The following is a 3,692-nucleotide window of genomic DNA, read 5'->3' on the forward strand; positions in this document are numbered from 1 at the left end:
GTTGGCCACGGCACGATCTCGCTGCTCATCACCTTTCCATTCTACCCCTTCGGCGACCCGCAGGCCTTCGTGAAGCGGATGTGCGATTTCACGCTCGCCACGCTCAGCACGCAAAACGTCCCGCCATTGACCGAGACACCGGTCAACTGCTGACCTTTCATTTCCATATTTTCTCTCCGCCCCAGCCAGACCCTGGGGGGATTTCTTGGTTAACGAAAAATTTATCGTACGCGTACGGTTTTCCCTTGAATTCCCAATCGACGGCGTATATGTACAGTCTATCGTACATGTACGAGAAAAATTCACCCGTCGGTACGAATTGAATTCGACCCGGAAACCGGAGACTGACAATGAAAAAGACACTCCTCACCCTCGCCGCCGTGCTGGCACTTTCGGGCTCGGCTTTCGCCGCCAACACCACCCATCCGGTCAAGCATGCGCCGGTGGCGGCCTGCGTTGACACCAAGACCAACCTGAAGCTCGATTGCGCTTCGACCGGTTCGGTCGAGAAGAAGGGTGCCACGGAAAACACCGCTGAAGGCAAGGGCCCGCGGCTCGGCATCAGCATCAATCCGTGGATTGTGCCGAGCGCATTCTGATATCAGCAAAGATCACGTCTGGCCGGCACAAGTCGGCCAGCTTCAAGCGACCGAAATCGGCAGCTTCGCCGCTGAACTTTCAAAGGCTGCGTCGATCAGCTTCTGCATGTCGGCGGCGCGCCGGAACGACGGATCGCCATTCCGGCCTGCATCCAGCGCATCGGCAAAGCGTCGCGCATTGCGCTTGACACTGGGCAGATCCAAAGTCCGCCAGCGCTGAAGATCGACATCCCCGCCGAGGCAGGCCGACAGGCTCGATGCCTTGCCGTCGGTCTCGACCTTGATGGCGCCCTGGGTGCCGTGCAGGGCCAGCGACAGATCGTTGGCGTGACCGGTCATGTAGCGGCTCGCCACGATCGTGGCGAGCGCGCCGCAATCGAGCCGCGCCGTCATTGCCACGCTGTCATTGGCGTCCAGCACATAGTCGCCGATGCGCTCGCCCTCGGCCTTCGGAAACGTCACCAGATCGGCATGCAGGCTGACGATATCCTGGCCGGCGCCATAGGTGGCGAAATCCAGGATATGGATGCCGACATCGCCCAGCACGCCGGTCGAACCGTGCCGGCTGGACAAGCGCCACAGCCATTTGTCCTCGACCCGCCAGTCACCCCATGATTTGCTGACCAGCCAGCTTTGCCGGTAGCTCGCCTCGACATGGCGCAATGCGCCGATCTCGCCGGCCTGAACCATGCGCCGCGCCTCGTGGATCGCCGGTGAGTTGCGATAGGTGAGGTTGACCATGTTGATCACCCCGGCAGCCTCGGCCGCTTCGGTCATAGCAAGTGCGTCGGCATGATTCGGCGCCAGCGGCTTTTCGCAAAACACATGTTTTCCTACGCCGAGCAGCGCCAGCGTCGTCGCCCTATGGGCACCATCCGGCGTCGCGTTGATGGCGGCATCGAACTGGCCCCAGGCGATCGCCGCCTCCAGGCTCTCGAAAGAATCGCCGATCTTGCTGGCCGCGGCGAACGCCGCAGCGCGACCGGGCACCTGGTCGACACAGGCGACGATGCTGCAGCCGGGAATCCCGGCAAACTCCTCGACATGATGCCCGGCGATACCGCCGGTGCCGAGCAGAAGAATTCGATGCATTAGCCCCAAGCCCCCAAAATCAACTCACGCCTTGGGCAACTCAGGCCCGATCAGCTCAGGCCGCCCCAATCAGCTCAGGCCCTTGTCGCCATCGGCATGCAGGCGCAGCCCCTTCTGCACGATCTTCTCCTTGGCCGCATCCGTCGGCACGTTCGGCGCATTGGTGATGCCGGACCAGGCCGGCGCCGGATTGTGCGCCCAATGGACGGCGTTGCGCAGCACCTGCTGCACGCCCTCATTGTGATAGATCGGATAGGTTTCGTGGCCGGGCGAGAAGTAGAAGATCCGTCCCGCGCCGCGCTGGTAGGTCAGCCCTGACCGGAACACCTCGCCGCCCTCGTACCAGGAGACGAACACCGTCTCCAGCGGCTCCGGCACCGCGAACGGCTCGCCATACATTTCGGTCTCGCCGATCTCCAGGCACTCGCCAATGCCTTGCGCGATCGGGTGGCCGCGGTTGATCGCCCAGACGCGCTCGCGCTCGCCCGCCTCGCGCCATTTCAGCGAACAGGGCGTGCCCATCAGCCGCTTGAAGATCTTCGAGTAGTGGCCGGAATGGAGCACGATCAGGCCCATCCCTTCCCAGACCCGCTTCTGCACCCGCTCGACGATCTCGTCCTTGACCTCGCCATGCGCCGCGTGGCCCCACCACAAAAGCACGTCGGTGGCCGCCAGGCGCTTTTCGCTCAGGCCGTGCTCGGGCTCCTGCAAGGTGGCGGTGGCCGCCTCGATGCCCTTGTCCTGGTTGAGCGCGGCGGCGATGGTGCCGTGCATCCCCAAGGGATAGAGTTCGCGCACGGCTTCATTGGTCTGCTCGTGGACGTTCTCGCCCCAAACGATCGCTTTTGTCGGCATTTTCATCTCCCAAAGCGCTTTAAATAGCACGCCCAAGGAGATTGAGAAGGTCCGATGCGATCTGGCCCGATGGAATACTAGGTCTTGCGCTTCTTGCGCCCCGGCACGGTCTTGGCCTTGCCCGGTTTCGCCGGTGCGCCGGGGATGGCGGTTCCGGTAATGGATACCGGATCGCTGGCCGGGAACGTGTCTTCGAGGCCTTCCTCGAGTTCCTCTTCGGCGCTCGGGGCTTCATGTCGCTCATGTTCGAGCGAGCGGACGGCCGATGTCTTTTTGACCGGCGACTTCGGCGCGGAATTCGACGGCATCGGCATTTCTCCCTCGGCGTGCGGATGCAGAACGAGCGTGCCCTGCAAAACGTTCCGAGTTCAGACCGCCGCGTCGCGCGATCCCTCGGACAGGAAAGTAAAGACATAGTCCGAGAAGGAACGCCAGCATTCGACCCGGAAGGCATCGGCGGCTGTGCGCAACAGCACGATCTCGGTCTTGCCCAGGATGGTGCGCGACGCCGCGCCCACCGGGAAGGCGTCGAGCGACAGATCCTGCGGGCAGCCCGCATTGATCGTCGCCGCTGCCCCCGCGCCCGTCACTGATATCGCGATGTTGCGATGCGAGATGCCGACCGCCGAGTGCAAAGCGGCAACCCCGGCGCAATCGGCCAGCGGATCGTTGCCGGCTTCATCGATGACAAGCCATTCGTCGGGGCCGAGCCACAAGGCGGTGCGCCCGCCCTTCGAGGAGGATGTCTTCGGCTTTTTCGGCAAGGTCACGCCGAGCGCCTTCGAAAGCGCTGCGGCCGAAGCCTCCGGCGCACGCAGCGAAATGCGCTCGGCCGGCGGCAGCACCTCGACCTTGACGGCGGCAGCAGTGGTGCTGCGTCCAGCCAGCGCCGGACGGCGCTCGACCGAAGGCGATGCAGCCGGAGCCGTCTTCCTTGCAGCGGCCTTAGCCATTGAGGCGCCCTCCCGTCTCGTCGAAGAACACCATGCCGGTAACCTCCACTTCGATCACCCCGTTCGGCATCGGCACGTAGAGCGTGTCGCCCATCCGGTCGCGGCCGCCGGCGACCAGCGCCAGCGCGATCGAGCGGCCGCAATTTTCCGACCAGTAGCTCGAGGTGACGTGACCGATCATCTTCATCGGGAT

Annotated in this window: 6 protein-coding genes and 1 pseudogene; 2 read left to right on the plus strand and 5 right to left on the minus strand. The window is 63.5% G+C overall.

What is annotated here, in order from left to right:
- A pseudogene (locus ENZ74_RS35350) lies at positions 1 to 153 on the plus strand (TetR/AcrR family transcriptional regulator); the annotation flags it as partial.
- Between the two features lie 197 nt (positions 154 to 350).
- Positions 351 to 599, plus strand: coding sequence for a DUF680 domain-containing protein (locus ENZ74_RS25500; RefSeq protein WP_013529664.1), 249 nt, complete (start codon positions 351 to 353; stop codon positions 597 to 599).
- Positions 600 to 641: 42 nt separating this feature from the next.
- On the opposite strand, the gene ENZ74_RS25505 is transcribed toward ENZ74_RS25500, so the two are convergent.
- The 5 genes from ENZ74_RS25505 to ENZ74_RS25525 all read right to left on the minus strand — a co-directional run.
- On the minus strand, positions 642 to 1,691 hold the full coding sequence (locus ENZ74_RS25505; protein ID WP_063168971.1) for a Gfo/Idh/MocA family oxidoreductase: 1,050 nt from the start codon (positions 1,689 to 1,691) through the stop codon (positions 642 to 644).
- A 69-nt stretch (positions 1,692 to 1,760) separates the two neighbouring features.
- The gene (locus ENZ74_RS25510) at positions 1,761 to 2,546 is read right to left on the minus strand and encodes a ThuA domain-containing protein (RefSeq protein WP_027161369.1); all 786 of its coding nucleotides are present in this window, start codon (positions 2,544 to 2,546) and stop codon (positions 1,761 to 1,763) included.
- A gap of 77 nt (positions 2,547 to 2,623) precedes the next feature.
- Positions 2,624 to 2,854 (minus strand): hypothetical protein, encoded by a 231-nt coding sequence (locus ENZ74_RS25515; protein ID WP_024502775.1) that lies wholly within the window; start codon positions 2,852 to 2,854, stop codon positions 2,624 to 2,626.
- A 60-nt stretch (positions 2,855 to 2,914) separates the two neighbouring features.
- Entirely contained in the window at positions 2,915 to 3,499 is a 585-nt protein-coding gene (locus ENZ74_RS25520; protein ID WP_063168972.1) for a sarcosine oxidase subunit gamma, read from the minus strand.
- The coding region (locus tag ENZ74_RS25525) for a glycine cleavage T C-terminal barrel domain-containing protein (protein WP_164761199.1) at positions 3,492 to 3,692 on the minus strand (201 nt) is incomplete at its 5' end. The genes ENZ74_RS25520 and ENZ74_RS25525, both read right to left, overlap by 8 nt.

Origin of the sequence: Mesorhizobium sp. M7A.F.Ca.CA.002.15.2.1 (assembly GCF_003998715.1) — a bacterium.
Taxonomy (GTDB): domain Bacteria; phylum Pseudomonadota; class Alphaproteobacteria; order Rhizobiales; family Rhizobiaceae; genus Mesorhizobium; species Mesorhizobium ciceri.

Bases quoted from the DNA above. Each gene is read 5' to 3' on its own strand.
- ENZ74_RS25500 (WP_013529664.1), top strand. From the start codon at position 351: ATGAAAAAGACACTCCTCACCCTCGCCGCCGTGCTGGCACTTTCGGGC.
- ENZ74_RS25505 (WP_063168971.1), bottom strand. From the start codon at position 1,691: ATGCATCGAATTCTTCTGCTCGGCACCGGCGGTATCGCCGGGCATCAT.
- ENZ74_RS25510 (WP_027161369.1), bottom strand. From the start codon at position 2,546: ATGCCGACAAAAGCGATCGTTTGGGGCGAGAACGTCCACGAGCAGACC.
- ENZ74_RS25515 (WP_024502775.1), bottom strand. From the start codon at position 2,854: ATGCCGTCGAATTCCGCGCCGAAGTCGCCGGTCAAAAAGACATCGGCC.
- ENZ74_RS25520 (WP_063168972.1), bottom strand. From the start codon at position 3,499: ATGGCTAAGGCCGCTGCAAGGAAGACGGCTCCGGCTGCATCGCCTTCG.